This window comes from Rickettsia senegalensis (assembly GCF_056135685.1).
In genome coordinates this window covers 45,370-66,106 of the sequence record NZ_JBVYTQ010000002.1, presented here as the reverse complement: position 1 = coordinate 66,106, position 20,737 = coordinate 45,370, and the positions used below count along the sequence as shown (strand labels likewise).

Here is a 20,737-nt window from a genome sequence, read left to right as displayed (position 1 = left end):
TTTATATAAAACCTAAGATTACCCAATCATTTTTTCAGGAACTACTATTTTATCAAATTCTTCTTCGGATAAAAGATTGAGTTTTTTAGCTGCTTCTTTTAAAGTTATTCCGAGCTTATGTGCTTCTTTAGCAATTTTTGCAGCATTATCATAGCCTATATGCGGATTAAGAGCAGTAACAAGCATTAGAGATTTATCACGTAAATCATTAATGCGTGCTATATTGGGTTCTAATCCTTTAACGCAGTGAGTAACAAAGCTATTTACGCTATCGGATAACAGCTCTATAGATTGTAGGATATTGTATATTATTACAGGTTTAAATACGTTAAGTTCAAGATGTCCGTTTGAGCCGGCAATAGTAACCGTAACATGATTTCCCATCACCTGAATGCATACCATTGTTAAAGCTTCGACTTGGGTAGGGTTTACTTTACCTGGCATAATCGAAGAGCCGGGTTCATTCTCAGGTAAATGCAGCTCACCAAGACCGCATCTTGGGCCGGAGCCGAGCAGTCTTATATCATTTGCTATTTTCATTAAGCTAACTGCTATAGTATTAAGAGTGCCTGAAAATTCTACTAGCGCGTCATGGGCAGCTAGACTTTCAAATTTATTAGGAGCCGTTTTAAAAGGTTGTTTAGTAAACTCTGCCACTTTCTCGGCAAATTTTATATCAAAGCCTATTTTTGAGTTAATAGCTGTGCCGACTGCCGTTCCACCTTGAGCAAGTAGATAAACTTTTTTTAGTGCATCTTCTATGCGTTCTAAAGCATACTCTATTTGTGTAATATATCCGGAGAATTCCTGTTTAAGAGTTAAAGGAGTTGCATCCTGCAAGTGGGTACGTCCTATTTTTATGATTTTATCCCAATCTTTTGACTTGTCTTGCAAAGAGGTAAGTAAATTATTCAAAGCCGGTATAAGTTGCTGTTTAGTTGCAAGTATTGTTGCTATATGCATAGCGGTTGGAAAAGAGTCGTTGGATGATTGTCCTTTATTAACATGATCGTTAGGATGTACTGGAGATTTGCCGCCTTTCTTGCTTGTTAATTCTTCATTAGCAATAGAGGCAATAACCTCGTTCATATTCATGTTTGTTTGTGTACCTGAACCTGTTTGCCAAACTACTAAAGGAAAATTATCATCAAATTCACCTGCTAAGATTCTATCCGTGGCTTTATCGATACTTGTAGCTATTTTAGCTTCTAAATCACCAAACTCATAATTAACCTGTGCTGCACATTTTTTTAAAATAGCAAGAGCACGAATTAAAATTTCAGGCATTTTTTGTTTGCCTATTTTAAAATTTTCTAAAGATCTTTGAGTTTGAGCCCCCCAATAAAATTTTTCTTCTATCTGAATTTCTCCAAAAGAATCGCTTTCGGTTCTGTAATTTTTCATAAATTGTTAAATGTTATATAATTGTCTATTTTTTTCATAAAATGATCACTTACTACATTCAAATCTAATTGCTGGGCTAATTTAGCAAAGCTATAATATAATTTGTCTGTTAAAGAAGCTTTTTTTAGATTCTTAGCAATAAATATTAATGTGCTTTCTATCATAAGATTACGATTAAAACTATAAAATTTTTGCCAATGCTCGTTATATTTAGGTTCAGAAGATTCTATATAATCGGAATATATAGGTTTAGTAATTACTGCTTTACCTTGATATATATCAAATATAGTATCATTAATTAATCTTTCATTCTTGAGGTTATTGATCACTTTATCAAAAAAATTATTTAATATATCCGTTGTTATCTCTTCTTCTGTAAGTTCATTTATAAATATGTTTAATTGTTTTTCAAAACTCTCGATAATTTGTTCATTTGGTCTCCTTTTCATGACTTTTCTCTCAAATTAATTGATATAATAAAAGTTTATGACTTTAATTTTAGTAGACTAAATATTTATATCGAAGTAAATAAAAAACAATATTTGATTTATTAAAAATATTATTTATGTAATGAATGAAAAATTATAGAAGCGGCATTTGATACATTAAGACTTTCTACTCTCTTAGAAATAGGGATTTTGGCTAGATAATCACATGTTTCTTCGACTAATCTTCGCATGCCTTTATCTTCTGAGCCAAATACTAATGCCATTTTGTCGGAAATTAATTTATCGGTAAAGTAGTCATTTGCAGAGCCTGTCAGACCTATAATCCAAAAGCCGTGTTTTTTAAGATAATTCATACATGAGCGTAAGTTAGTAACTTTAATTATATGTATTAATTCTAAAGTACCGCAAGCCGCTTTAGCAATGCTGCCGCTTTCATTCGGAGAATTATCTTGAGGTAATATTATAGCATTTATATCAAAAGCAGCGGCACTACGAATAATTGCTCCAATATTTTGTGTGTCTGTTATTTGATCAAGAATCGCAATTTTACATTTTGGGTTTTTTATATCTACGTCCTCTAGATTGTAAGAAAAAATTGGTCTAACTTTTGCAGCTATTCCTTGATGTGTTTGGTTTTCCAGTAATTTAGATAAAATATCGTTATTAACAATTTCATAAGATCTAGTACCTATTAATTTTTTGTTTGTATCAAAAATTTCCCTAGTGCATAAAATATTGTCAATTTGACGTTTTGGATTATTTAGAGCAGAAAATACAGGATGTTTCCCATACATATAATAACAATTTTTAGAATCAAGTTTTTTATTTTGCATCTTATTGAAAACCGTCAGTAATTTGTTCTTGACAGAAACTACTATTTATTATAGAAAGTTACAACTAAATAAATGTGCAAGCTGCTATTTGTTTATTTGATGATTCGGCAATAAGTTTTATTAAGTCCTAATACTAATTATATATTGTATTTTACAGTGAATTAGTCTATTTAATACAGTAAAGTTCTTTAGGAGGGGTGGCCGAGTGGTCAATGGCAGCAGACTGTAAATCTGCCCGCGTAAGCGTTCGAAGGTTCGAATCCTTCTCCCTCCACCACTTAAATGGTTCAGGGAAGCGTATCATTTTATTTTAAAAGATTCATGTATATATGTTTAATTTTATTTAAAAATAAAACATAATTGTGTATATTTATAAATCTAAATAAAATTGATATAGCATTGTTAACAAAATAGCTTTGACATTATTTTATTAACAGTGCCACAATGCGGGTGTAGCTCAATGGTAGAGTTCCAGCCTTCCAAGCTGGCTGTGTGGGTTCAATTCCCATCACCCGCTCCAGAGATAGTGGTAACAAATAAATTTAGCAAAAAATGCACTTATAAAAAATTAACTTGTATTAAACCTAATTGTAGAGAGTAATAACATGGCAAAAGCAAAATTTGAACGAACTAAACCGCACGTTAATATAGGTACGATCGGCCACGTAGATCACGGTAAAACTTCCTTAACGGCAGCAATCACTATAGTACTTGCTAAGACAGGTGGAGCAAAAGCTACAGCGTATGATCAAATTGATGCTGCTCCCGAAGAAAAAGAAAGAGGTATAACTATTTCTACTGCACACGTAGAATATGAGACTAAAAATAGACACTATGCACACGTAGATTGTCCGGGACACGCTGACTATGTAAAGAACATGATAACCGGTGCCGCTCAGATGGACGGTGCAATATTAGTAGTTTCTGCTGCTGATGGTCCTATGCCGCAAACTAGAGAGCATATATTACTAGCAAAACAGGTAGGTGTACCTGCTATGGTAGTATTCTTAAATAAAGTAGATATGGTGGATGATCCTGATCTATTAGAACTAGTAGAGATGGAAGTAAGGGAATTATTATCAAAATACGGTTTCCTGGGTGATGAAATACCTATTATTAAAGGTTCTGCACTTCAAGCTTTAGAAGGAAAGCCTGAAGGTGAAAAAGCTATTAATGAGTTAATGGATGTAGTAGATAGCTATATACCGCAACCTACTAGAGAAACTGACAAACCTTTCTTAATGCCGATAGAAGATGTATTTTCTATTTCAGGAAGAGGTACGGTCGTAACCGGTAGAATAGAATCTGGAATAATTAAGGTAGGTGAGGAAATTGAAATAGTTGGTCTTAAAGATACACAAAAAACTACCTGTACCGGTGTAGAAATGTTTAGAAAATTACTTGATGAAGGACAAGCTGGAGATAACGTCGGTCTGTTACTACGTGGTACAAAGAGAGAAGAAGTGGAAAGAGGACAAGTGCTTGCGAAACCCGGTAGTATAAAGCCACATGATAAGTTTGAAGCTGAAGTATATGTGCTTAGTAAAGAAGAAGGTGGGCGTCATACACCGTTCACTAATGACTATCGTCCGCAGTTCTATTTTAGAACGACAGACGTTACCGGTACAATAAAATTGCCTGCTGATAAGCAGATGGTTATGCCTGGAGATAATGCTACTTTTACAGTGGAATTAATTAAACCGATTGCTATGAAAGAAGGGTTAAAATTCTCTATACGTGAAGGTGGTAGAACAGTAGGTGCCGGCGTAGTAACTAAAATAAATAATTAATTGATTTTATAAATACCTATTATTTTTTAATAATAGGTATTTATATTTTAAGGTGTCTGAAAAACATCTTGCTGTTTAAATATTAGGTTTACTGAATGAAAAATAAAATCAAAATTCGTTTAAAATCATTTGATCACCGTAGTCTTGATCAAGCTACAAAAGAGATAGTTAGTGCTGTTAAAAGAACATTTGCTAACATTAATGGTCCTATTCCTTTACCTAGAAAAATTGAAAGATTTACCGTAAATAGGTCTCCTCATGTACATAAGAAGTCAAGAGAGCAATTTGAAATTAGAAAGCATAAAAGATTATTAGTTATAGACGATCCGAATCCGGCGGTTGTTGATGCTTTAAGTAAAGTTGATTTAGCAGCAGGTGTTGATGTAGTGATTGAATTAGAGAGTGGGGAATAAATGAGAACCGGTATAATTGCTCAAAAAATTGGGATGACTAGTGTTTTTAATGATAAAGGAGAAAGAATTTCTTTGACATTAGTAAAAGTTGATGATTGTCAAGTGGTAGGGCATAAAACTCTAGAAAAACATGGATATAATGCTTTGGTTATAGGTATAAAAGATAAAAAGATATCTAGAGTAACTAAGCCTATGAAACAAGTTTTTGCTAATGCTAAAATATCTCCTAAAACTAAATTAAAAGAATTTAGAATTTCTGAAGAGAATTTTATTGATATAGCAGCAAGTCTAGAAGTAGATCATTTTACGGCAGGACAATTTGTGGATATAACGGCAACTACTATAGGTAAAGGGTTTGCCGGTAGTATGAAAAGACATAATTTTAGAGGTCTTGAAGCTTCTCACGGTGTTTCTATATCCCATCGTTCCCACGGTTCTACAGGACAAAGACAAGATCCAGGAAAGGTTTTCAAAGGCAAAAAAATGGCTGGTCATATGGGATGTAACCAAGTTACTATTCAAAATTTGAAAATATTTGCCGTTGATAAAGAGCGTAAGCTTATTATGATTCAGGGTAGTATACCTGGTCACAAAAATTCGTATCTTTCAGTAAAAGATGCAATAAAAAAGATTTCAATAACTGTATAATAGATATTTAGATATGTTTGTTGAGGTTAAAGATTATTAAATTAACAAAGCACCATGCAATATTATTTATATAAAAGTTTTATATAAAACTGTATAAGGTTAAATAAAGATGAAAACTAAAATATTAAGTCTTGCTAATGAAGAAGTTGGTGAGATTAGCTTAAACGAAGATATATTTGCTGTTGAATTTATCAGAGATGATATAATAAAGCAGGTTATTGATTGGCAGAGAGCTAAAGCAATGTCCGGTAACCATAAAACTAAAACAGTATCAGAAGTATCAGGAACCACAAAAAAACCTTTTAAGCAAAAAGGTACAGGTAATGCAAGACAAGGCTCCCTTAGATCGGTACAGATGCGTGGCGGTGGTGTAGCTCACGGACCTAGAGTACGTAGTCATGCAACAAAATTACCTAAAAAAGTACGAAAACTTGGTTTAATTCATGCTTTATCCGAGAAATTCGCTGAAGGAAAATTATTAGTAATAGATTCTTTAACGCTAGATAAGCCTAACACTTCTGCTCTTGTAAATATATTAAGCAAATTTCAAGGAAAAAGTTTCTTTATAATAGATGGAAATGAAGTAGATACTAATTTTTCTTTAGCTGCAAAAAATATTTATAATACTGTGATTGTTCCACAAATAGGGGCAAATGTTTATGATATAATACGATATGAATATGTCCTATTATCACAAGAAGCAGTAAGCGTTTTAGAAGAGAGGTTAAGATGAGTTCTTATAAATATTACGATTTAATTAGAAAACCTATTATTACAGAAAAAACTACAACCCTTTCGGAACAAAATAAATACGCTTTTTATGTAGATAAATTTGCTGAAAAACTTACCGTTAAAAAGGCTATAGAAGAAATATTTAAAGTAAAAGTAAAAAAAGTGAATATTTTAAACGTTAAAGGTAAGAAGAAAAGATTCAAAGGAATTATAGGGACTCAAATCAATAGAAAGAAAGCTATTGTTACATTAGAAAAAGACCATAATATCGATTTTGCCGGAGGAATTAAATAAATGGCTTTAAAAAACTTTAATCCAATTACTCCTTCTCTTAGAGAGTTAGTTCAAGTTGATAAAACTAGTTTATGGAAAGGCAGACCTTTAAAATCTTTGACCAAAGGTATATCTAAAACCGGTGGACGAAATAATCAAGGTAGAGTCACTTCTTGGCACAGAGGTGGAGGACACAAAAAATTATATCGTATTATTGATTTTAAAAGAAATAAAATAGATATTTCTGCTATTGTTGAAAGAATAGAGTATGACCCTAATAGAACTGCTTTTATTGCTTTGATAAAATATGAAGATGAGGAATATTCTTATATTCTAGCACCGCAAAAATTATCTGTAGGTGATAGAGTAATATCAAGCCAAGATGCTGATATAAAAATAGGAAATTGTTTACCTTTAAAATTCATTCCTATCGGTACTACTTTACATAACGTTGAAATGAAAGTGGGTAAGGGTGGTCAAATTGCAAGGTCTGCAGGCACTTCAGTAGATCTAGTGGGTAAAGATTCAGGGTATGCTCAGATTAAATTAAGATCAGGTGAATTTAGGTTAGTACCTTTAGATTGTAAAGCTACTATAGGTAGTATATCTAACCCGGATCAAAAAAATATTAATTTAGGCAAAGCAGGTAGAAATAGATGGCTCGGTTGGAGACCGCATGTTAGAGGTGTAGCAATGAATCCTGTAGATCACCCTCATGGCGGTGGTGAAGGTAAAACTTCAGGAGGACGCCATCCTGTTACTCCTTGGGGATTCCCAACAAAGGGTAAGAAGACACGTAAAAATAAACGTACTTCAAAATTTATCATAAAGAAAAGAAAATAGATTTTAAATTAATTAGGTATTAGTATGGCGCGTTCAATATGGAAAGGGCCTTTTGTAGACGGTTATTTAATAAAGAAAGTTCAAAAATTAATGGAATCAGGTAAATCTGAAATGATTAAAACTTGGTCTAGAAGATCAACGATTCTGCCTATTTTTGTAGGGTTTACCTTTTCTGTTCATAATGGAAATAAATTTATTCCAGTTTCTGTAAATGAAGAAATGGTTGGAAGAAAATTAGGTGAGTTTGCTCCTACTAGAACATTTCACGGTCATGGAGCAGATAAAAAAGTCAAAAGAAAGTAAAGATTTATATGGTACAGGAAAATAAAAATTTTGCTACGGCAAAAGCTAAATCTATTAGAGTAAGTCCAAGGAAGTTAAATTTAGTTGCAGCTTTTATTAGAAATATGAAAGTATCTGAAGCATTGGTACAATTAACTTTTTCTCCTAAAAGAATTGCAAAAGTTGTAAAAAATTGTTTACAATCTGCTGTTGCAAATGCTGAAAATAATTTAGGTCTAGATATAGATAGATTGGTTATTACTAAGGCGACCGTAGGTAAGGCTTTAGTAATGAAAAGAGTTATGCCAAGAGCAAAAGGAAGAGCAACTAGAATCAATAAGTTTTTTAGTAATCTTTATATAACTGTTACAGAAAAAGAGGATAATTAAAATGGGGCAGAAAGTTTGTGCACATGGTTTTAGAGTTGGACCGACTTTAATTAAAGGTTGGGATTCCATATTATATGCAGAAAAACATTATAAAACTCTTTTTATACAAGATTTAAAAATTAGGGATTTAATAAATAAGGGTTTTAATCAAGCTCAAGTTAGTAGAGTTTTAATTGAACGTCCTTCTAATAAAAGTATTATAATTAATATTAATGCCAAAAAACCAAATATCATTATCGGTAGAAACGGTAGTGAAATTGATAAACTAAAAAAAGCTATCGAGAAAATGACTTCTTTAAAAGAAGTTTATATAAATATCCACGAAGTTAGAAAATTTAATATAAATGCTGCTATAGTAGCTCAAACTATAGCACTACAGCTTGAAAAAAGAGTTTCTTTTAGAAAAGCTATGAAAGCAGCAATTCATGCTTCATTTAAACAAGGTGGACAAGGTATAAGAGTTAGTTGTTCAGGACGACTTGGAGGTGCTGAAATTGCTAGAACCGAGTGGTATATAGAAGGAAGAATGCCGTTACATACTTTAAGAGCTGATATTGATTATTCAACAGCTGAGGCTATAACTACTTATGGAGTTATAGGGGTTAAAGTGTGGATTTACAAAGGTGAATATACAGAAAATAAAAGATATAATTAATTTTAAGTATTAAAATGTTAGCTCCGAAAAAACAAAAATTTAGAAAAGCTCATAAAGGTAGAGTTGCTTCAAAAGCAAAAGCAGGTACAACGCTCGCTTTTGGATCATTTGGTCTAAAATCTATAGACGGTTGGCGTGTTACTGCAAGACAAATAGAAGCAGGAAGAAAAGCTGCTACTAGATGTATGAAAAGGCAAGGAAGATTATGGATTCGTATTTTTCCGGATGTTCCCGTTTCTAAAAAGCCTGCCGAAGTAAGAATGGGTAAAGGTAAAGGTTCTCCTGAATTTTTTGCAGTTAGAGTTTCGCCTGGAAGAATTATGTTTGAAATTGAAGGGGTAGAAGAAAATGTTGCACTTAGAGCTTTGGAGCTTGCAAGTGCAAAATTACCTGTTAGAACAAGGATAGTGAGACGTTATGAATGATTTAAAATTATTAAGAAGTAAGTTATCTACCGAAACAATAGAAGAGCTTTATAAAAACCTTAATCTTTTAAAAAAAGAATTGTTTAATTTAAGATTTCAACAAGCTTTAGGTGAGTTAAAAAATACTAGTAGGTTTTCGTTAGTCAAAAAGTCTATAGCACGTATTAAAACTGAATTAACAAAAAGATCTAATAGTGAGGAATATTAAAATGCCGAAAAGAGTGTTACAAGGCGTGGTTATAAGTTCAAAAGCTGATAAGACGGTTACAGTAAAAGTAGAAAGAAAGTTTAAGCACCCTATTTATAAAAAGTTCGTGAAAGTATCTAAAAAATATGCTGCTCATGATTCAGAAAATAAATATCAAGAAGGAGATAAAGTTAGTATAATTGAAAGTCGTCCTATCTCAAAAACCAAAACATGGTTAGTGGTAAATGGGGAATAAAGTTTTTTAATCTTTGACTTTATAAGGTAGATTGTTTATTTTATCTCTCGTGTATAAAAAATTGGAAGTAGTTTATGATTCAAATGCAGAGCATCTTGGAAGTTGCAGATAATTCCGGGGCTAAAAAAGTTATGTGTATTAAAGTTTTAGGTGGCTCTCACCATATGACGGCAAAGCTGGGTGATGTTATAGTTGTATCTGTTAAAGAAGCTATACCCGGCGGTAAGGTTAAAAAGGGTGATGTTTATAAAGGCGTGATTGTTCGTACAAAGACCGGAGTAGTAAGACCTGACGGTAGTACAATAAAATTTGATAAAAACGCATTAGTGCTTTTGAATAAACAAGATGAACCTATCGGTACTAGAGTTTTCGGTCCTGTTACAAGAGAACTTAGAGCGAAAAAATATGTTAGAATAATGTCGCTTGCAGAGGAAGTGTTATAAATGATTAAATTAAAAGTAAAAAAAGGTGATGAAGTTGTTGTTATTACCGGAAAGCACAAAGGAAAAAAAGGTAAAATATTAAAAGTTTTTCCTGAGGACAGTAAAGTAATTGTTTCTGGAGTAAATTTAGTAAAAAAGCATACTAAACCTAATCACATGAGTGAAGGCGGGATAATAACTAAAGAATTACCTATACATATCTCAAATATTGCACACATCGATCCAAAAACTGGTAACCTTACCAAAGTAGCTTTTAAATTCTTAGAAGATGGTTCTAAGGTTAGAGTAGCAAAGAAATCAGGGGAAATTATCGGTAAGGAAGGTAAATAATGTTAAGATTTAAAGAATTATATCAGCAAAAAATTATTGAAAACTTACAAAAAGAATTTTCTTATAAAAATAAGCATGAAATACCGCAAATTAAGAAAATTGTTATAAATATGGGAGTAGGGGAAGCGATAGCTGATTCTAAAGTAATTAATAATGCGGTAAATGATCTTACTTTGATTTCCGGTCAGAAGCCGGTTGTAACGTTAGCAAGAAAATCTATTGCAACCTTTAAGTTACGTGAAAGTATGAAAATAGGCTGCAAGGTTACATTACGTAAAGATAGAATGTATGACTTTTTAGAAAGGCTAGTAATTGTTGCGTTACCTCGTGTTAAAGAATTTCGCGGTTTTTCTTATAAAAGTTTTGACGGTAAAGGAAATTTTACTCTTGGATTAAAAGAGCAGATAGTTTTTCCTGAAATTAATTACGATAAAATCGATACAATAAGAGGTATGGATATTACAATCGTTACATCTGCTAAAACAGATAAAGAAAGTAAGTTTTTGTTATCAGGGTTTAATTTACCTTTTTATAATTAATTTTTAGGATATATATAATGGCAAAAGTAAGTTCTATAAAAAAGAACGAAAGTAGGAAAAAAAAATCACAAACTTTACATAATAAACGTTCAGCACTAAAAAGTAAAATTTATGATAAAAATATTTCATTAGAAGAGCGTTTTGCTTTGGTAATGTCACTTGCACAATTACCTAGAAATTCATCATCTACTAGAATAAGAAATAGATGTGAGCTTACAGGTAGACCAAGAGGTGTTACAAGAAAATTCGGTATATCTAGGAATAAGCTTAGGGAATTAATAGGTAGAGGCTTAGTTCCCGGTGTAGTTAAGTCAAGTTGGTAAAAGTCGATAGGTAAATAATATGTCAATGACGGATAATGTAGCAGATATGTTAACTAGAATTAGAAATGCTTATAAAAGCAAATTGATAAATGTTTCTTTTCCTAGTTCTAAAATTAAAACTTCAATTTTAGATGTTTTGCAAAAAGAGGGTTATATAAAAGATTACGTAACTACTCAAAAAAATAATATTAGTTATACTGAGGTAGCTTTAAAATACTCCGTAAACGGTGATGCTTCTATATGTGAAATTCATAGAGTGTCAAAGCCTGGAAAAAGAGTATATTCTGCTATTAAAGATTTGAAAGGATATTATAATAATATGGGTATATATATTCTTTCTACTCCTTACGGTGTTATGTCTGATAGAGAAGCTCATATCAAAAATGTCGGCGGCGAAGTAATTTGTAAAGTATTTTAAGGTAAAAAAATGTCACGTGTTGGAAAATTGCCGATTACTATACCTGAAGGTGTAAAAGTTGGTTTAAATGATTTAGAAGTAAAAATATCCGGACCTAAAGGCGAATTATCAAAAACTTTTAAAGGTAATATAGCAATTTCATTGGCAGAAAATCAGCTTTTAGTAAAACCTTTAGCCGCAAATAAAAATGCACGTGCTATGTGGGGTACTGCAAGAAGCATAATATCAAATATGGTTACCGGCGTTAAAGAAGGGCTTAAGCTTAAACTCGAAATTAACGGAGTCGGTTACAGAGCAATGGTAAAAGGTAAATATTTAAATTTAATGCTTGCTAAAAGCCATAATACAAAAATTGAAATACCTTCAGATATTAAAATAGAGGTACCTAAACAAAATATTATTATTCTTGAGGGAACAGATAAAGAAAAATTAGGACAATTTGCCTCAATTATTATAAAACAGAGACCACCTGAGCCTTATAAAGGAAAAGGAATTAAATTTGAAAATCAATTTATACCGCGTAAAGAAGGTAAGAAAAATTAAATTTAAGAGTTAAATATGCGTAGTGCTAAGCTAAAATTTGAAAAAAGAAGAAGTAGAATAAGACATAAAATATCTAAAACATCTAATAGAGTGAGATTGTCGATATTTAAATCAGGTAGACATATATATGCACAAATTATTGATGATGCTAAGGCTATAACGATTGCTTCTGCTTCAACTTTAGATGAGAAAATAAAAAAATTAAAAAAATCTCATTGTAATATTGAAAATGCTATCAAAGTAGGTGAGGCAATAGCAAAAAAAGCTGATTCTGTAGGGATAAAAGAAGTAGTATTTGATAGAGGCGGATATAAGTATCACGGTGTTGTAAAAGCTCTAGCTGATGCAGCTAGAGAGAAAATAAAATTTTAGGTTATAAGGTTGTAGTAATGTCTAAAGTTAAAAAAAATGAAGAGACTTTAAGCGAAGTTTTAGTTGATGTAAATAGAGTCACAAAAGTAGTAAAAGGCGGTAGAAGATTTGCTTTTTCTGCTTATGTAGTTGTCGGTGATAAAACTGGCAGAGTCGGAGCGGGGCACGGAAAAGCTAAAGAAGTAAACGAAGCTCGAGGAAAAGCAAAACAAGCCGCTAAAAAGAGAATGATGAAAGTGCCGTTATATCAAAATAGGACCATTCACCATGACGTTGTCGGTAAAAGCGGAGCTGCTAAAGTGATTTTAAGAAGAGCTAAAGCAGGTACAGGCGTTATAGCCGGAGGGTCTATGAGAGCAATTTTTGATTCTTTAGGCGTTCATGATATTGTTGCTAAATCAATAGGTTCAACGAATGTTTATGCAATGATTTCTGCAACATTTGATGCCTTAAATAAACTTGCATCACCAAAATCTATTGCTATGAGAAGAGATAAAAAAGTAAATGAAATATCTGTAAAATACTCTGATATTCAAGTTAATGAATAATGTTGCGTTAAGTATAGGTGAAGTTATGAATAATAATATAAAAATTACTCAAATTAAAAGTGCTATAGGTCGTAAGTATGATCAAAGATTGACATTAGTTGGGCTTGGTTTAAACAAAATTAATAAGAGCGTTATTCTTGAAAATACTAATTCAATCAAAGGGATGGTCGAAAAAGTAAAGCATTTGTTAAAAATAGAAAATATGTAATTAGAGTTTTTAAATGAAATTAAATGAATTATATAATAATATAGGTGCTAAAAAAAATAAGAAAAGAATAGCACGCGGTATTGGTAGTGGTAAAGGAAAAACCGGTGGTAGAGGAATTAAAGGTCAAAAATCTAGATCTGGCGTTGCAATAAGAGGTTTTGAAGGTGGTCAAACACCTATGATCAAAAGACTACCTAAAAGAGGATTTAATTGCATTTCAACTAAAAAATACAATATAATAAATATTTATAATATTGAAGAAGCATTAGCCGATGGGCGTTTAAGTGCTGCTGATACTATTACAAAAGAAAAATTGGTAGAAGCTGGAGTAGTTAATAATAAAAATAATAAAAAATTAGTGAAATTATTATCTATTTGTAGTGATGATTTTGTTTCTCCCCTATCATTAAAATTAGATGCTTATTCTTCTAAAGCTAAGGATTTAATCGAAAAAGCAGGTGGAAAATTATTATAGTATATGAGGCAGAATTTTTCTAAAAAATCCGGTAATGATTTAGTTAGTCGCATTGTTTTTACTATTCTCATTCTTATAGTATGTAGATTTGGGTCTTTTATACCTATACCCGGCATAGATTCAATTGCTTTAAGTAGTGTGGCTGAAAAGAATCAATCCGGAATACTCGGAATGTTCAACATGCTATCCGGAGGATCGCTAGGTAGAATGTCTATTTTTGCTTTAGCAATTATGCCGTATATTACCGCCTCAATTATTATCCAATTAATGTCAGTTGCATATAAACCTTTAGAAAATTTAAAAAAAGAAGGGGAAGTAGGTAAAAGAAAAGTAAATCAGCTATCGAGATATTTAACGGTTCTGCTTGCTTCTTTTCAGGCTTATGGAGTTGCTATAAGTTTAGAGTCGATTGTAACAAATACAGGTCCTGTAGTAATTTTAGCGGGTCTTTTCTTTAGGGTTACAACCGTAATTACTTTGGTTGTAGGCACTATGCTATTAATGTGGTTAGGAGAACAAATTACACAACGCGGAATAGGTAACGGTACATCCTTAATTATATTTATAGGCATAATTTCAGGAGTACCTAGTGCTATTATTAGTATGTTTGAATTATCAAGAAAAGGAGCATTATCGCCTTTAATAGCGTTAGCTGCTTGTATTGGAGTAGTTGTATTAATAGCTATAATTATATTTTTTGAAAAGGCCCAAAGAAAATTATTGGTGCAGTATCCTAAAAGACAAGTAGGAAATAAAATTTATGGAGGGGAAGCAACGCATATGCCTCTTAAATTAAATACTTCTGGTGTAATACCTCCAATATTTGCTAGTTCAATTTTACTATTTCCTGCTACGCTTGCTAATTTTTCTAATAGTAATTCAGAAACTATGGGCATGCTTACTTATTACTTAGGGCATGGAAAACCCGTATATATTTTATTATATATAGCATTAATTATGTTTTTTAGTTTTTTTTATACTGCAATAGTATTTAATTCTGAAGAAACTGCTAATAATTTAAGAAAATACGGTGCTTATATTCCGGGTAAAAGACCAGGGAAAAATACATCTGATTATTTTGATTATATACTTACAAGGCTTACGGTTATAGGTGGGATATATTTAAGTGTAATATGTGTAATTCCGGAGCTATTAATGAATAAGTATGTAATTTCTCTTTCGTTAGGAGGTACGAGTTTTTTAATTGTAGTGAACGTGGTACTTGATACTATGACTCAGATTCAAACTTACTTATTTAGTAGTAAGTATGAAGGTTTAATGAAGAAAGTAAAATTAAAAAATTAAAAATGAGCTTAAATAGTGATAGTAATTTTTTTAGGTCCTCCAGGAGCCGGAAAGGGAACACAAGGAAAAAAGATAGCTAAAAAAAATGATTTACCACATATAGCAATCGGTGATATATTTAGAACAATTATTAAAACATCAACTAGTGCAGCAGAGTTAATTAATAATTATGTTAAGCAAGGTGAGCTCATCCCTAATGAAATAGTTAATCAAGTAATTAAAAATTTTTTATTATCCTCTGAATACAAAAACGGCTATATATTAGATGGATATCCACGTAATTTAGAGCAAGCAAAATTCTTTGAATTATTTATTAAAGAAAAAATTAAAATAATATATTTTGATGTTTCAGATGAATTATTAATTAAAAGAGTTTTAGGAAGATATAGTTGTAAAAATTGCGATAAAATATATAATAGTTACTTCTTGCAGCCTAAAACTGATAATGTATGCGATGTTTGTGGTTCAAGTACATTTGACTATAGAAAAGACGATAATGAAGAAGTAATAAAAAAAAGAATTGAAGTATATAAAACAGAAACATATCCGTTAATAGATTATTATAAGAATAGTGGTAATTTTTATATAGTTAATGGAAGTAAAAATGAACAAGAAATAGAAATTGATATACAGGAAATACTAAAAATAAATTGACTTTATCAAAGATTTTTATATTATTTTCTAGTTACCAGTAAAATTTTGGAGATTATTTGTGGCAAGAATTGCAAGTGTTAATATTCCCGATAATAAACGCTTAGTTGTGAGTTTAACTTACATTTACGGTCTTGGACTTACTATGGCAGCAGAGATCTGTAATAAAGCAAAAATATCGAAAGATAAAAAAGTTAAAGAACTTACGGATCAAGAGTTAATAAGCTTACGTAATATTATTGAAAGTGAGTATAAAGTTGAGGGTGATTTAAGACGAGAAGTTACGCTTAATATTAAAAAGAAGAAAGATATAAGATGTTATCAAGGGCTTAGACATATACGTAAGTTGCCGGTGAGAGGACAGAACACGCATTCTAATGCTCGAACTAGAAAATGTAAAGCTATTGCGATAGCTGGAAAGAAAAAAGCTGTAAAATAATAGTTTAAGTATAGAGTATAAATAATGAATCAGACGGTTAAAGTTAAGAAAAAGAAAAAAACTATCACTCTGGGTGTTGTGCATATCCGAGCATCATTTAATAATACTATAGTAACATTTACTGATATTCAAGGTAATACTATCTCTTCTGCATCGGCAGGAGGTAATGGGTTTAAAGGGGCAAGAAAAGCAACACCTTATGCAGCTCAAGTAACAATTGATAGAGCATCGGAAAAAGCAAAAGAATATGGTCTAAAAACTATTTCTATTAGGATTGGAGGGCCGGGAGCTCAGCGTGAATCAGCAATGAGAGCTTTATTCGGGCAAAATTTTGTGGTTACATCAATTTTAGATGTATCGTCAATTGCTCATAATGGAGTAAGACCGCCAAAAAGAAGAAGAGTATAAGAGAATCATAGGTATTAAATGTTATCGTTAAGTAAAAATTGGAATACTTTAATAAAGCCGAATAAAGTCGCTTATGAAAATTTTCCGGAAACCAATAATAAAGCTAAAATTGTAGTTGAACCTTTAGAAAGAGGTTTTGGTTTAACACTCGGTAATGCTATGAGAAGAGTATTACTTTCTTCTTTACAAGGAGCAGCTATCACTTCTATAAAGATCCCTGCTATAGAACACGAATTTTCTTCTATACCCGGTGTAAAAGAAGATGTATCGGAAGTGATTTTAAACATTAAAGGTATTGAAGTAAAAATGCATGTTGCGGAAAAACGTATCATGAAATTAAAAGCAACGGGACCTTGTGTTATAACGGCCGGTATGATTGAAACAGGTCATGATGTAGAAATACTGAATCCGGATCATGTAATTTGTAATCTAGCTAAGAACAAACAGCTCGAAATGGAATTAACTTGTAAGGTTGGTAAAGGATATGTACTTAGCACAAATAGCTATGAGGATAATTTACCTATTGGTGAAATAGCTATAGATGCTTTATTTAACCCGGTAAAGAGTGTTACTTATAAAGTAGAAAATACTAGGGTAGGTCAGGTTACCGACTATGATAAATTAATTATGTTTGTAGAAACTAACGGTGATTTATTACCTGAAATGGCTGTAGGTTTAGCTGCACGTATTCTACAAGAGCAATTACAATTATTTATTTCTTTTGAAGAACAGGAAGAAGATAAACAAGTTAAAACTGATGCTTTACCGTTTTCACCTTATTTACTTAAGAGAGTTGATGAATTGGAATTATCGGTTAGATCGGCAAATTGCTTGAAAAATGATAATATAATATATATAGGGGATCTAGTAAAAAGAACGGAATCCGATATGCTAAGAACTCCAAATTTCGGTAGAAAATCTTTAAATGAGATTAAAGAAATATTGGCAAAATTTAATTTAAGATTCGGTATGGATGTACCGGATTGGCCACCGGAAAATATTCAAGAATTATCTAAACGTTATGAAGATTCTTATAATTAAGGACTAATAAAAATGCGACATAAAATTAAAGGTAGAAAATTAAATGTAACAAGTAGTCATAGGCAAGCAATGCTCGCTAATATGGCTGTAGCACTTGTAACCCATGAACAAATTAAAACTACTTTACCCAAAGCTAAGGAATTAAGACCTTACATTGAAACTCTAATTACTAAAGCTAAAAAAGCTGATTTAACGGCAAGAAGAAGCGTTCTACCAAAAATAAAAGATAAAAAAGCAGTAGAAAAGCTTATAAATATTTTAGGTACCAGATATAAAGATAGACCTGGCGGTTATACTAGAATAATAAAAGCCGGATTCCGTTATGGTGATTTAGCACCGATAGCATATATTGAATTTGTAGATAGAGATATTAATGCTAAAGGAAATATACAGCAAGATGCTAATGAAGAAATTAAAAATTAAAATATAAGGGACTTGGTAATGGCTAATCATTCTTCAGCAAAAAAAGCTGCTAGACAAACAGTAAAAAGAACTCTAATCAATAGAAAAAGATCTAGTGCAATAAAAACTTTTATAAAGAAAGTTGTACATGAAATTAGTCTTGGTAATAAAGAAAATGCTAACTTAGCTTTATCTGTTGCTCAGTCTAAGATAATGCAAGGTGTGAAAAAAAATATAATTAAATTAAATACAGCCTCAAGAAAAATCAGCAGGTTGTCAAAACAAATAAAAAGTTTGAACGAAAGTAAATAACACTTTATAGATAATCTAAAAGCAAGAGCTAATAAAATTTTGCTAAATTAATTATATATACTTCTTATTAATTATAAATAATGTTATTTTACTAATTAATAAAAAATATGGGCGATTAGCTCAGCTGGTAGAGTATCTCGTTTACACCGAGAGTGTCGGCGGTTCGAGTCCGTCATCGCCCACCAACCGAAAGTTTTTAGTATTTCAACGAAAACATCAAGCAATCCACGAGCCTTAAACTCAAGCTTTTCAGTCTTAAATGTTACAATAGTTAAATCTATCAAGAAAAACAGTATCTTTATGAAATGGCATTTCTAACTAAGTATATATTAGTTAATAGTTTAATACCACTACAAGAAAATTACGGAGTAATTGCTAAGACAATCCAGTTAAAAACACTAAAATTATTAGTATTTTTTATTGTTTTTATGGACCCCGTGATCAAACCTATAGTACCGGACAGTTTTTGAAAAGACCTCTATGCCATCCCCGCGAAAGTGGGGATACAGAACAAAAAATCTTAATTTCAAAGATTTTTTATTCTATCGTTTTTTTTAAATAAAGCTTTAAAAAAGCTTTATTTGACTAGATGCCCGCCTACGCGGGAATGATATAGAATAGAAATTGTCCGGTACTATGGATCAAGCCACGGGGTGACACAGTGGGTTTTACCGGTCCACGCAACAATGCCACGCGGGAATGACATGGAACGAAAAATATCCAGTACTATAGTCTTGACCATGAGATCCAGAACTTTTTAAGATTTTCTGGATACCGGGAACAAGTTCCAGTGTGACAGTTTATATCTTTTTTATCTCACTTTAGTCGTAGTTACGTATTTCATTATAATATTACATTACTTGGCTGATCTTTTTTGAAACCTGCGGTCAAGCGAGCTAGGATGATATGGGTGGAATCGATCCACGTAATAATGCTATATCGTGGTCAACAAGCTATGATATGACGCTGAATAAATTTTCTGATTCATACGAGTTGTTAGAATCTTTTATATAGCATAATTCATAAAGCTTGATACAAGCGAATTTTGTACTATCGCCTTTGCTTACATGTAGAAGTCAAGATTTAATCTTACAGACATTATAAAAATTATATCTGAATGTCTGATAAGTTATGACTGTCAGATGAGTATTCAAGATATAAGATTTCGTTATTCTTTTCAACAGCTAACTTTTTACTATCCATAAAAGTCTGCATAGGTGTTTTTCCATAGCAATATTTACCGGAATGCGGTCTTTCATTATTATAATATTCTAGCCAAATATCAAGATCTAGTTGTAGATCATCAAGATCAGTATAGATCTTTTTACGCATAGCAGTATCAAAGAATTCTTGTTTCATAGTTTTATTAAAACGTTCACACATACCATTTGTTTGAGGAGAATATGCTTTAGTAGTAGTATGCTCAATACCCTCAATGCTTAAGAACAATTCAAAAGCATGATGTTCTATATTACCTTTATACTCACCACCTCTATCAGTTAAAATACGAAGTACTGGTATTTGCTGACTCTCATACCATGGTAACACTCTATCATTAAGCATGTCAGCAGCGGTAAGTGCTGTTTTATCAGTATATAGTTTAGCCTCTGCAACCCGAGTGTAACTATCAATAAACACTTGAGAATATACCTTGCCTATGCCTTTAAAATTACCTACATAATATGTGTCTTGGCATCCTAGATAACCTGGATGCTGTGTATCAATCTCACCATGAGCTTCTTTCTCGCTACGCCGTTTCTCTAATACTTGTAACTGAGCTTCGGTAAGAACAATACCATCCTGAGCCATTTTGGCTTCTAATGCTTTAAGTCTTTTATTGATATTATTTAAATCATTACGTAGCCAAATAGATCTAACTCCTCCAGGTGATACAAGAATACCAGTCTTTTTAAGCTCATTTGATACTCGCAGCTGACCATAAGCAGGGTATTCTATTGCCATATCTAATACTGCTCTCTCTACGGCAGGATCAACTCTATTCGCTATAATTGGCTTCTTCCGACTAATCTCATATAATGCTTCTTCTCCTCCTGTTTCATATAACTCTTTAAACCTATAATAACTGTCTCTACTGTAACCCATAGCTTTATATGCTGACGATATACTACCAAGACTCCTAGCTAATTCTAGTAATCCTATTTTTGGCTTTATTATTTTTTGATTTAGATTCATCTCTAATCCTCCATTTAATATTATCTTAATTTTACTAAATGTAAGATTAAATCTCAACTATTACAGCTTACATATTAATATATGTCTAGCTCGCTTACCTTTAAATTTATCTTGTCTGGAACCTTTCTAAATTTTACTGTAATTCTTTTCCGCATTATTTATTACTGTTGCTGTTATTTTTACTAGCTTTTCAAAAAAAATAGCAGAG

Annotated in this window: 33 protein-coding genes and 3 tRNA genes; 32 read left to right on the top strand and 4 right to left on the bottom strand. The window is 31.8% G+C overall.

Going from position 1 to position 20,737, the window contains the following annotated elements; translation table 11 throughout:
* Positions 1-18: 18 nt before the first annotated feature.
* The 3 genes from fumC to rlmB form a co-directional block, all read right to left on the bottom strand.
* Positions 19-1,404 carry a class II fumarate hydratase gene (gene fumC / locus AC0ODJ_RS08050; protein ID WP_218461017.1) on the bottom strand — a complete coding sequence of 462 codons (1,386 nt, stop codon included), beginning with the start codon at positions 1,402-1,404 and terminating at the stop codon, positions 19-21.
* A complete protein-coding gene (locus tag AC0ODJ_RS08045) occupies positions 1,401-1,853 on the bottom strand; it encodes a hypothetical protein (RefSeq protein WP_218461018.1) in 453 nt (150 codons plus the stop codon). The genes fumC and AC0ODJ_RS08045 overlap by 4 nt, the downstream gene beginning before the upstream one ends.
* A 110-nt stretch (positions 1,854-1,963) precedes the next feature.
* Positions 1,964-2,686, bottom strand: coding sequence for a 23S rRNA (guanosine(2251)-2'-O)-methyltransferase RlmB (rlmB, locus tag AC0ODJ_RS08040; protein ID WP_218461019.1), 723 nt, complete (start codon positions 2,684-2,686; stop codon positions 1,964-1,966).
* Between the two features lie 191 nt (positions 2,687-2,877).
* On the opposite strand from rlmB, the gene AC0ODJ_RS08035 reads away from it, so the two are divergent.
* The 32 genes from AC0ODJ_RS08035 to AC0ODJ_RS07880 all read left to right on the top strand — a co-directional run bounded on the left by AC0ODJ_RS08035 (position 2,878) and on the right by AC0ODJ_RS07880 (position 18,521).
* A tRNA-Tyr gene (locus AC0ODJ_RS08035) sits at positions 2,878-2,963 on the top strand.
* A 169-nt stretch (positions 2,964-3,132) separates the two neighbouring features.
* Positions 3,133-3,206: transfer RNA gene (locus tag AC0ODJ_RS08030), tRNA-Gly, on the top strand.
* 85 nt (positions 3,207-3,291) lie between these two features.
* Positions 3,292-4,476 carry an elongation factor Tu gene (gene tuf, locus AC0ODJ_RS08025; RefSeq protein WP_218461020.1) on the top strand — a complete coding sequence of 395 codons (1,185 nt, stop codon included), beginning with the start codon at positions 3,292-3,294 and terminating at the stop codon, positions 4,474-4,476.
* Between the two features lie 95 nt (positions 4,477-4,571).
* The gene (gene rpsJ, locus AC0ODJ_RS08020) at positions 4,572-4,889 is read left to right on the top strand and encodes a 30S ribosomal protein S10 (protein ID WP_011270629.1); all 318 of its coding nucleotides are present in this window, start codon (positions 4,572-4,574) and stop codon (positions 4,887-4,889) included.
* Complete coding sequence (gene rplC / locus AC0ODJ_RS08015) at positions 4,890-5,537, top strand: 50S ribosomal protein L3 (RefSeq protein WP_218461021.1); 648 nt, start codon at positions 4,890-4,892, stop codon at positions 5,535-5,537.
* Positions 5,538-5,646: 109 nt separating this feature from the next.
* The gene (rplD, locus tag AC0ODJ_RS08010) at positions 5,647-6,270 is read left to right on the top strand and encodes a 50S ribosomal protein L4 (RefSeq protein WP_218461022.1); all 624 of its coding nucleotides are present in this window, start codon (positions 5,647-5,649) and stop codon (positions 6,268-6,270) included.
* Entirely contained in the window at positions 6,267-6,563 is a 297-nt protein-coding gene (rplW, locus tag AC0ODJ_RS08005; protein ID WP_011270632.1) for a 50S ribosomal protein L23, read from the top strand. Before rplD ends, rplW begins: the two co-directional genes overlap by 4 nt.
* The gene (gene rplB, locus AC0ODJ_RS08000) at positions 6,564-7,385 is read left to right on the top strand and encodes a 50S ribosomal protein L2 (protein WP_218461023.1); all 822 of its coding nucleotides are present in this window, start codon (positions 6,564-6,566) and stop codon (positions 7,383-7,385) included.
* Between the two features lie 24 nt (positions 7,386-7,409).
* Complete coding sequence (gene rpsS / locus AC0ODJ_RS07995; protein ID WP_008580964.1) at positions 7,410-7,688, top strand: 30S ribosomal protein S19; 279 nt, start codon at positions 7,410-7,412, stop codon at positions 7,686-7,688.
* A gap of 8 nt (positions 7,689-7,696) precedes the next feature.
* Positions 7,697-8,056, top strand: coding sequence for a 50S ribosomal protein L22 (gene rplV / locus AC0ODJ_RS07990; protein ID WP_010421669.1), 360 nt, complete (start codon positions 7,697-7,699; stop codon positions 8,054-8,056).
* A 1-nt stretch (position 8,057) separates the two neighbouring features.
* Positions 8,058-8,711, top strand: a complete 654-nt coding sequence (rpsC, locus tag AC0ODJ_RS07985) for a 30S ribosomal protein S3 (protein WP_218461024.1) — start codon at positions 8,058-8,060, stop codon at positions 8,709-8,711.
* A gap of 14 nt (positions 8,712-8,725) precedes the next feature.
* Positions 8,726-9,136 (top strand): 50S ribosomal protein L16, encoded by a 411-nt coding sequence (rplP, locus tag AC0ODJ_RS07980; RefSeq protein ID WP_011270636.1) that lies wholly within the window; start codon positions 8,726-8,728, stop codon positions 9,134-9,136.
* Positions 9,129-9,344 carry a 50S ribosomal protein L29 gene (gene rpmC, locus AC0ODJ_RS07975; protein ID WP_004596213.1) on the top strand — a complete coding sequence of 72 codons (216 nt, stop codon included), beginning with the start codon at positions 9,129-9,131 and terminating at the stop codon, positions 9,342-9,344. Before rplP ends, rpmC begins: the two co-directional genes overlap by 8 nt.
* Before the next feature lies 1 nt (position 9,345).
* Complete coding sequence (gene rpsQ / locus AC0ODJ_RS07970) at positions 9,346-9,579, top strand: 30S ribosomal protein S17 (protein WP_039594825.1); 234 nt, start codon at positions 9,346-9,348, stop codon at positions 9,577-9,579.
* 74 nt (positions 9,580-9,653) lie between these two features.
* The gene (gene rplN, locus AC0ODJ_RS07965; RefSeq protein ID WP_218461025.1) at positions 9,654-10,022 is read left to right on the top strand and encodes a 50S ribosomal protein L14; all 369 of its coding nucleotides are present in this window, start codon (positions 9,654-9,656) and stop codon (positions 10,020-10,022) included.
* On the top strand, positions 10,023-10,352 hold the full coding sequence (gene rplX / locus AC0ODJ_RS07960) for a 50S ribosomal protein L24 (protein ID WP_218461026.1): 330 nt from the start codon (positions 10,023-10,025) through the stop codon (positions 10,350-10,352).
* Entirely contained in the window at positions 10,352-10,891 is a 540-nt protein-coding gene (rplE, locus tag AC0ODJ_RS07955; protein WP_218461027.1) for a 50S ribosomal protein L5, read from the top strand. The genes rplX and rplE overlap by 1 nt, the downstream gene beginning before the upstream one ends.
* Positions 10,892-10,908: 17 nt before the next feature.
* The gene (gene rpsN / locus AC0ODJ_RS07950; protein WP_218461028.1) at positions 10,909-11,214 is read left to right on the top strand and encodes a 30S ribosomal protein S14; all 306 of its coding nucleotides are present in this window, start codon (positions 10,909-10,911) and stop codon (positions 11,212-11,214) included.
* Between the two features lie 19 nt (positions 11,215-11,233).
* Positions 11,234-11,632, top strand: coding sequence for a 30S ribosomal protein S8 (gene rpsH, locus AC0ODJ_RS07945; RefSeq protein WP_011270641.1), 399 nt, complete (start codon positions 11,234-11,236; stop codon positions 11,630-11,632).
* A 9-nt stretch (positions 11,633-11,641) separates the two neighbouring features.
* Positions 11,642-12,175, top strand: coding sequence for a 50S ribosomal protein L6 (gene rplF, locus AC0ODJ_RS07940; RefSeq protein ID WP_218461029.1), 534 nt, complete (start codon positions 11,642-11,644; stop codon positions 12,173-12,175).
* 15 nt (positions 12,176-12,190) lie between these two features.
* Entirely contained in the window at positions 12,191-12,547 is a 357-nt protein-coding gene (rplR, locus tag AC0ODJ_RS07935; RefSeq protein WP_218461030.1) for a 50S ribosomal protein L18, read from the top strand.
* Positions 12,548-12,564: 17 nt separating this feature from the next.
* Complete coding sequence (rpsE, locus tag AC0ODJ_RS07930; RefSeq protein ID WP_218461031.1) at positions 12,565-13,095, top strand: 30S ribosomal protein S5; 531 nt, start codon at positions 12,565-12,567, stop codon at positions 13,093-13,095.
* Positions 13,096-13,120: 25 nt separating this feature from the next.
* On the top strand, positions 13,121-13,303 hold the full coding sequence (gene rpmD / locus AC0ODJ_RS07925) for a 50S ribosomal protein L30 (protein ID WP_218461038.1): 183 nt from the start codon (positions 13,121-13,123) through the stop codon (positions 13,301-13,303).
* 13 nt (positions 13,304-13,316) lie between these two features.
* A complete protein-coding gene (gene rplO / locus AC0ODJ_RS07920; RefSeq protein ID WP_218461032.1) occupies positions 13,317-13,778 on the top strand; it encodes a 50S ribosomal protein L15 in 462 nt (153 codons plus the stop codon).
* Between the two features lie 3 nt (positions 13,779-13,781).
* The gene (secY, locus tag AC0ODJ_RS07915) at positions 13,782-15,083 is read left to right on the top strand and encodes a preprotein translocase subunit SecY (protein ID WP_474465912.1); all 1,302 of its coding nucleotides are present in this window, start codon (positions 13,782-13,784) and stop codon (positions 15,081-15,083) included.
* A gap of 15 nt (positions 15,084-15,098) precedes the next feature.
* A complete protein-coding gene (locus AC0ODJ_RS07910) occupies positions 15,099-15,737 on the top strand; it encodes an adenylate kinase (protein ID WP_218461034.1) in 639 nt (212 codons plus the stop codon).
* Between the two features lie 58 nt (positions 15,738-15,795).
* Positions 15,796-16,173, top strand: a complete 378-nt coding sequence (gene rpsM / locus AC0ODJ_RS07905; protein ID WP_218461035.1) for a 30S ribosomal protein S13 — start codon at positions 15,796-15,798, stop codon at positions 16,171-16,173.
* Between the two features lie 24 nt (positions 16,174-16,197).
* Positions 16,198-16,581, top strand: coding sequence for a 30S ribosomal protein S11 (gene rpsK / locus AC0ODJ_RS07900; protein ID WP_008580920.1), 384 nt, complete (start codon positions 16,198-16,200; stop codon positions 16,579-16,581).
* A gap of 18 nt (positions 16,582-16,599) precedes the next feature.
* Complete coding sequence (locus tag AC0ODJ_RS07895) at positions 16,600-17,622, top strand: DNA-directed RNA polymerase subunit alpha (RefSeq protein ID WP_040256091.1); 1,023 nt, start codon at positions 16,600-16,602, stop codon at positions 17,620-17,622.
* 12 nt (positions 17,623-17,634) lie between these two features.
* Positions 17,635-18,045, top strand: a complete 411-nt coding sequence (rplQ, locus tag AC0ODJ_RS07890; protein WP_218461036.1) for a 50S ribosomal protein L17 — start codon at positions 17,635-17,637, stop codon at positions 18,043-18,045.
* A gap of 18 nt (positions 18,046-18,063) precedes the next feature.
* Positions 18,064-18,336, top strand: coding sequence for a 30S ribosomal protein S20 (rpsT, locus tag AC0ODJ_RS07885; protein ID WP_218461037.1), 273 nt, complete (start codon positions 18,064-18,066; stop codon positions 18,334-18,336).
* 109 nt (positions 18,337-18,445) lie between these two features.
* A tRNA-Val gene (locus tag AC0ODJ_RS07880) sits at positions 18,446-18,521 on the top strand.
* A 922-nt stretch (positions 18,522-19,443) separates the two neighbouring features.
* On the opposite strand, the gene AC0ODJ_RS07875 is transcribed toward AC0ODJ_RS07880, so the two are convergent.
* Complete coding sequence (locus AC0ODJ_RS07875) at positions 19,444-20,529, bottom strand: IS481 family transposase (protein WP_121834048.1); 1,086 nt, start codon at positions 20,527-20,529, stop codon at positions 19,444-19,446.
* Between the last annotated feature and the right edge of the window lie 208 nt (positions 20,530-20,737).

What these genes read in the sequence shown, in the direction of transcription:
- fumC (WP_218461017.1), bottom strand. Translation starts at nt 1,404, where the DNA reads ATGAAAAATTACAGAACCGAAAGCGATTCTTTTGGAGAAATTCAGATA.
- AC0ODJ_RS08045 (WP_218461018.1), bottom strand. Translation starts at nt 1,853, where the DNA reads ATGAAAAGGAGACCAAATGAACAAATTATCGAGAGTTTTGAAAAACAA.
- rlmB (WP_218461019.1), bottom strand. Translation starts at nt 2,686, where the DNA reads ATGCAAAATAAAAAACTTGATTCTAAAAATTGTTATTATATGTATGGG.
- tuf (WP_218461020.1), top strand. Translation starts at nt 3,292, where the DNA reads ATGGCAAAAGCAAAATTTGAACGAACTAAACCGCACGTTAATATAGGT.
- rpsJ (WP_011270629.1), top strand. Translation starts at nt 4,572, where the DNA reads ATGAAAAATAAAATCAAAATTCGTTTAAAATCATTTGATCACCGTAGT.
- rplC (WP_218461021.1), top strand. Translation starts at nt 4,890, where the DNA reads ATGAGAACCGGTATAATTGCTCAAAAAATTGGGATGACTAGTGTTTTT.
- rplD (WP_218461022.1), top strand. Translation starts at nt 5,647, where the DNA reads ATGAAAACTAAAATATTAAGTCTTGCTAATGAAGAAGTTGGTGAGATT.
- rplW (WP_011270632.1), top strand. Translation starts at nt 6,267, where the DNA reads ATGAGTTCTTATAAATATTACGATTTAATTAGAAAACCTATTATTACA.
- rplB (WP_218461023.1), top strand. Translation starts at nt 6,564, where the DNA reads ATGGCTTTAAAAAACTTTAATCCAATTACTCCTTCTCTTAGAGAGTTA.
- rpsS (WP_008580964.1), top strand. Translation starts at nt 7,410, where the DNA reads ATGGCGCGTTCAATATGGAAAGGGCCTTTTGTAGACGGTTATTTAATA.
- rplV (WP_010421669.1), top strand. Translation starts at nt 7,697, where the DNA reads ATGGTACAGGAAAATAAAAATTTTGCTACGGCAAAAGCTAAATCTATT.
- rpsC (WP_218461024.1), top strand. Translation starts at nt 8,058, where the DNA reads ATGGGGCAGAAAGTTTGTGCACATGGTTTTAGAGTTGGACCGACTTTA.
- rplP (WP_011270636.1), top strand. Translation starts at nt 8,726, where the DNA reads ATGTTAGCTCCGAAAAAACAAAAATTTAGAAAAGCTCATAAAGGTAGA.
- rpmC (WP_004596213.1), top strand. Translation starts at nt 9,129, where the DNA reads ATGAATGATTTAAAATTATTAAGAAGTAAGTTATCTACCGAAACAATA.
- rpsQ (WP_039594825.1), top strand. Translation starts at nt 9,346, where the DNA reads ATGCCGAAAAGAGTGTTACAAGGCGTGGTTATAAGTTCAAAAGCTGAT.
- rplN (WP_218461025.1), top strand. Translation starts at nt 9,654, where the DNA reads ATGATTCAAATGCAGAGCATCTTGGAAGTTGCAGATAATTCCGGGGCT.
- rplX (WP_218461026.1), top strand. Translation starts at nt 10,023, where the DNA reads ATGATTAAATTAAAAGTAAAAAAAGGTGATGAAGTTGTTGTTATTACC.
- rplE (WP_218461027.1), top strand. Translation starts at nt 10,352, where the DNA reads ATGTTAAGATTTAAAGAATTATATCAGCAAAAAATTATTGAAAACTTA.
- rpsN (WP_218461028.1), top strand. Translation starts at nt 10,909, where the DNA reads ATGGCAAAAGTAAGTTCTATAAAAAAGAACGAAAGTAGGAAAAAAAAA.
- rpsH (WP_011270641.1), top strand. Translation starts at nt 11,234, where the DNA reads ATGTCAATGACGGATAATGTAGCAGATATGTTAACTAGAATTAGAAAT.
- rplF (WP_218461029.1), top strand. Translation starts at nt 11,642, where the DNA reads ATGTCACGTGTTGGAAAATTGCCGATTACTATACCTGAAGGTGTAAAA.
- rplR (WP_218461030.1), top strand. Translation starts at nt 12,191, where the DNA reads ATGCGTAGTGCTAAGCTAAAATTTGAAAAAAGAAGAAGTAGAATAAGA.
- rpsE (WP_218461031.1), top strand. Translation starts at nt 12,565, where the DNA reads ATGTCTAAAGTTAAAAAAAATGAAGAGACTTTAAGCGAAGTTTTAGTT.
- rpmD (WP_218461038.1), top strand. Translation starts at nt 13,121, where the DNA reads ATGAATAATAATATAAAAATTACTCAAATTAAAAGTGCTATAGGTCGT.
- rplO (WP_218461032.1), top strand. Translation starts at nt 13,317, where the DNA reads ATGAAATTAAATGAATTATATAATAATATAGGTGCTAAAAAAAATAAG.
- secY (WP_474465912.1), top strand. Translation starts at nt 13,782, where the DNA reads ATGAGGCAGAATTTTTCTAAAAAATCCGGTAATGATTTAGTTAGTCGC.
- rpsK (WP_008580920.1), top strand. Translation starts at nt 16,198, where the DNA reads ATGAATCAGACGGTTAAAGTTAAGAAAAAGAAAAAAACTATCACTCTG.
- AC0ODJ_RS07895 (WP_040256091.1), top strand. Translation starts at nt 16,600, where the DNA reads ATGTTATCGTTAAGTAAAAATTGGAATACTTTAATAAAGCCGAATAAA.
- rplQ (WP_218461036.1), top strand. Translation starts at nt 17,635, where the DNA reads ATGCGACATAAAATTAAAGGTAGAAAATTAAATGTAACAAGTAGTCAT.
- rpsT (WP_218461037.1), top strand. Translation starts at nt 18,064, where the DNA reads ATGGCTAATCATTCTTCAGCAAAAAAAGCTGCTAGACAAACAGTAAAA.
- AC0ODJ_RS07875 (WP_121834048.1), bottom strand. Translation starts at nt 20,529, where the DNA reads ATGAATCTAAATCAAAAAATAATAAAGCCAAAAATAGGATTACTAGAA.